4 protein-coding genes are annotated in these 4,158 nt (G+C 47.0%); all 4 read left to right on the top strand.

Translation table 11 applies throughout. The features are described from left to right. Nucleotides 1-68 precede the first annotated feature (68 nt). Entirely contained in the window at nt 69-1,703 is a 1,635-nt protein-coding gene (locus J5I83_RS01705) for a class I SAM-dependent DNA methyltransferase (RefSeq protein WP_304052791.1), read from the top strand. Continuing rightward, entirely contained in the window at nt 1,696-2,958 is a 1,263-nt protein-coding gene (locus J5I83_RS01700; protein WP_304052789.1) for a restriction endonuclease subunit S, read from the top strand. Before J5I83_RS01705 ends, J5I83_RS01700 begins: the two co-directional genes overlap by 8 nt. Before the next feature lie 119 nt (nt 2,959-3,077). After that, complete coding sequence (locus J5I83_RS01695; protein WP_304052787.1) at nt 3,078-3,632, top strand: DUF4433 domain-containing protein; 555 nt, start codon at nt 3,078-3,080, stop codon at nt 3,630-3,632. A 95-nt stretch (nt 3,633-3,727) separates the two neighbouring features. Further along, nucleotides 3,728-4,158 (top strand): macro domain-containing protein (locus J5I83_RS01690; protein WP_304052785.1); only part of this gene is annotated, 431 nt, incomplete at its 3' end.

The raw sequence follows: 4,158 nt of genomic DNA, 5'->3' as shown, positions 1-4,158 counted from the left end.
GCCTCGCGTTATATCAATCATCTGGTCGTCGCGGAATACTTGAAAGAATTTAATACCGGAGCACGTGTGTGGTAGAACTGGAGTTCCAACAAAAAACCAAAACCCTGATCGACAGCCTGAAAAGCATTTGCGCCAATTATGGCTTGGGCAACGATGGCAACGAATTCAAAATCATCACCCAAACCTTTTTGTACAAGTTTCTAAACGATAAATTCGCGTTTGAAGCCAAGAAAATCGACCCATCCCTCGCCAAAGCGGACAAATGGGAAGAAGCCTTGGCTGCGCTGAGTGAAGACGATCTGGAAATGCTGCAATTACAAATGGGCGCGGATACCGCACGGTTGAAACCCACCCATTTCATCAATTATCTGTTCAACCAGCAGAATGCGCCGGATTTCGCCAAGCTGTTTGACGATACCCTGATGGACATCGCGATCAGCAATAACGACGTGTTCGCGGTCAAGACTGACGGCGGCGCCAAGGTGGTGCTGTTCGACCGGCTCAGCCAATACATCGCCGACGAATCCAGACGCGATGCCTTCTGCCGCGCCATCATCAACAAACTGGGGGAGTTCAGCTTCGAGCGCATCTTTACGCAAAAATTCGACTTCTACGCCACCCTCTTTGAATATCTGATCAAAGATTACAACAGCAACAGCGGCGGCAAATACGCGGAATACTACACGCCGCACGCGGTCGCTCGCATCATGGCGGCGATTCTGGTGCCCGAGGAACAGCAAGGCAAAATCAAAAACGTCAGCGTCTATGACCCTTCCGCCGGTTCCGGCACCTTATTGATGAATGTGGCCCATGCCATCGGCGAAAACCGTTGCAGCATTTACACCCAGGACATTTCGCAAAAATCGTCCAACCTGCTGCGCCTCAACCTGATCCTGAACAACCTGGTGCACTCCATCCCCAATGTTATTCAGGGCAACACCCTGCTGCATCCCTATCATAAGGATGGCAGCGAGCTGAAACGCTTCGATTACATCGTCTCCAACCCACCATTCAAGATGGATTTCAGCGATTACCGCAACGAGCTGGATACCAAGATCAACAAGGAGCGTTTCTTTGCTGGCATCCCCAAGGTGAAAGCCAAGGCCACGGACAAGATGGAAATTTACCAATTGTTCCTACAGCACATCATTATCTCGCTCAAGCCCGGCGGCAAGGCGGCGGTGGTGGTGCCGACTGGTTTTATCACCGCCCAGACCGGCATCGACAAAGGCATTCGCGAACATCTGGTCAAACACAGAATGCTGGCCGGTGTGGTGTCGATGCCGAGCAATATCTTCGCCACCACTGGCACCAACGTGTCGATTCTGTTTATCGACGCCAGCAATAAAGGCGAGGTGGTATTGATCGATGCCTCGAACCTGGGCGAAAAAATCAAGGACGGCAAAAACCAGAAAACCGTACTAACCCCAGAAGAAGAACAGCGCATCATCGATGTGTTTAACGGCCAGCGACAGGAAGAAGATTTCTCGGTGGTGGTCGGTTACGAGCAAATCGAAGACAAAAATTACTCGCTCAGTGCCGGTCAGTATTTTGATGTCAAAATCGAATATGTCGATATCACGCCAGAACAGTTTTCCGCCAAAATGAAAGGCTTTAGCGACAATCTGGAAAGCTTGTTTAACAAGTCACGCGAGTTGGAAGCGGAGATTAAAAAGCAGTTGGCAGGGTTGAAGTATGAGTAATTGGACAAAGTGTACTCTGGGAGAAATCTCGGACTCATGCTTAGGTAAGATGCTCGATCAAGAGAAGAATAAAGGCTCGTTTCAGCCATATTTGGCAAATTTGAATGTACGTTGGGGCGACTTTTCTTTGGAAAACTTACAGAAAATGCGCTTTGAGGATAACGAACAAGACAGGTATGGGTTGGTTTATGGTGATTTAGTCATTTGTGAGGGAGGCGAACCAGGGCGATGTGCTGTTTGGCGAAATCAGATGCCAAACATGAAAATTCAAAAAGCGCTGCATCGACTACGAGTAAAGCCTGGGTTTAGTGCTGATTTTTTGTACTATCGTATGCTACTAGCAGGGCGTACAGGAGAGCTAAGCAAATATTTCATTGGCTCTACCATCAAGCATTTGACAGGGATAGGCTTGAAACAAGTTGAGTTTAAGTTTCCAAATGAAAGTGAACAAATAAAAATAGCCTCTGTTCTACGTGCAATAGACACCAAAATCGAACTCAACAACCGCATCAACGCCGAGCTGGAAGCGATGGCGAAGTGCTTGTACGATTACTGGTTTGTACAGTTCGACTTTCCCTTCGACTTCGCTCAGGGCAAGCCTGACGCCAACGGCAAACCCTACAAAACCTCGGGCGGCAAAATGGTCTACAACCCAACCCTAAAACGGGAAATACCGGAGGGATGGGAAGTATGTTCCCTTTGGAATATTGCAAAATACTTTAATGGCCTTGCCATGCAAAAGTATCGGCCAACTGGCGAAGAGTATTTGCCAGTAATAAAAATTAGGGAAATGAATGAGGGATTTTCTGAGAGCACAGAAAAAGCTCGTACTGATCTTCCAATAGAAGCAATAGTTAATGATGGTGATGTTCTATTTTCATGGTCAGCAACCCTAGATGTCAAAATTTGGTCTCAAGGTCGTGGCGCTTTAAATCAACATATCTTTAAAGTTACCTCTGACAAATACCCTAAAACTTTCTACTATTTCGAGCTATTGAATTATTTGAAGCATTTCAAAATGATGGCCGAATTAAGAAAAACAACAATGGGTCATATTACGCTAGATCATCTCAAGCAAGCGAAAATATGTTTACCACAGTTGGATCTTCTGAAACAAGCAGACCAATTTATCGATCCGATATTTAATAAGCATTTGATGCTCGAAAAAGAAAACAGAACGCTTAACGCTCTACGCGACTGGCTTCTCCCCATGCTCATGAACGGCCAGGTCACGGTTCAATCAGCAACGGAATGAGCATGAGCCATCAGGCAACGTTTACCGGCGGGCAAAACCTTACCCTGGAAGACATCATGGTGGCCTATTCCAAAGCTAAGATAGATTTTTTTGAAAATGCTTCCTGAATGGGGCCATGCATGCTCGTTCCTCCCAATCCCAAGATTTATCATAACGTTCATATTGACCGGCTTGCCTCAATCATCGCTGTGGGCGCGTTATTATGTGATGCCAAAATTGCGGTGCAAAATGCCGCTGGTACGACGATCGGGATGAACAGTATTAAACAGCGCCGTTTGCAAAAGACACTTACAAGTTACCCAAACTTGCATGTGGGAGATTGTGTACCGTTTTATTTTTGTCCCCGGTCTATCATGTTGTATTTAATTCACCAAGCCAATCATCCTGAACTGGCGTATCGTGGCGGGCAAGGGCCGATTTTGCATCTGCAGGCAGATTTGCACGCGAGCGTCACATGGGCACAGCAGCAACAACGCAAGTGGGTTTTCACACTATCAAACGCGGGCTCTTACTTTTTTGAAGATCGCTGTGAGCTTGCTCAGTTAAATGAGCTAGACTGGCAAGCCATTCAGACTACTCAATGGCAGAGCTGTAAAGAAGGTAAGCAGGCGGAGTTCCTAATGGAAGGCAGTTTCCCTTGGCATTTGGTAGAATTAATTGGCGTCCATTCGTAACAAACGTATCAACATGTGATGAATATTCTAAAAGTGGCGCAATACCGCCCACCGGTGACAATTGAGCCTGCATGGTATTACTGAGGAGGCCGGAAATGATTAAATTTACGCGTGGTGACATTTTGCAAGCTGATGTAGAAGCCATCGTTAATACTGTCAATTGTGTAGGTGTGATGGGGCGTGGTATTGCGTTGCAGTTCAAGAAAGCTTGGCCGGAAAATTTCAAAGCCTATGCAGCGGCTTGCAAGAATAACGAAGTTCAACCAGGCAAGCTGTTTGTGTTTGCTACCCAGCAGCTCGCCAACCCACGTTATATCATTAACTTCCCTACCAAGCGCCACTGGCGTGGTGCTAGCCGCATGGAAGATATTGATTCTGGTCTTGAGGCGCTGGCAGCCACCATAAGGGAAAAGCACATTCAATCGATTGCCATTCCCCCGCTAGGGTGTGGGTTAGGCGGCCTGGATTGGAATCAGGTGAAGCAGAAAATTGAACAGTCCTTGAGCGCGTTGCCTGATGTGTATGT

Source organism: Nitrosomonas communis, assembly GCF_024102715.1.
GTDB lineage: Bacteria > Pseudomonadota > Gammaproteobacteria > Burkholderiales > Nitrosomonadaceae > Nitrosomonas > Nitrosomonas communis_B.
Note: the sequence above shows the minus strand (reverse complement) of the source record. Positions and strands in the feature narration are given on the sequence as shown.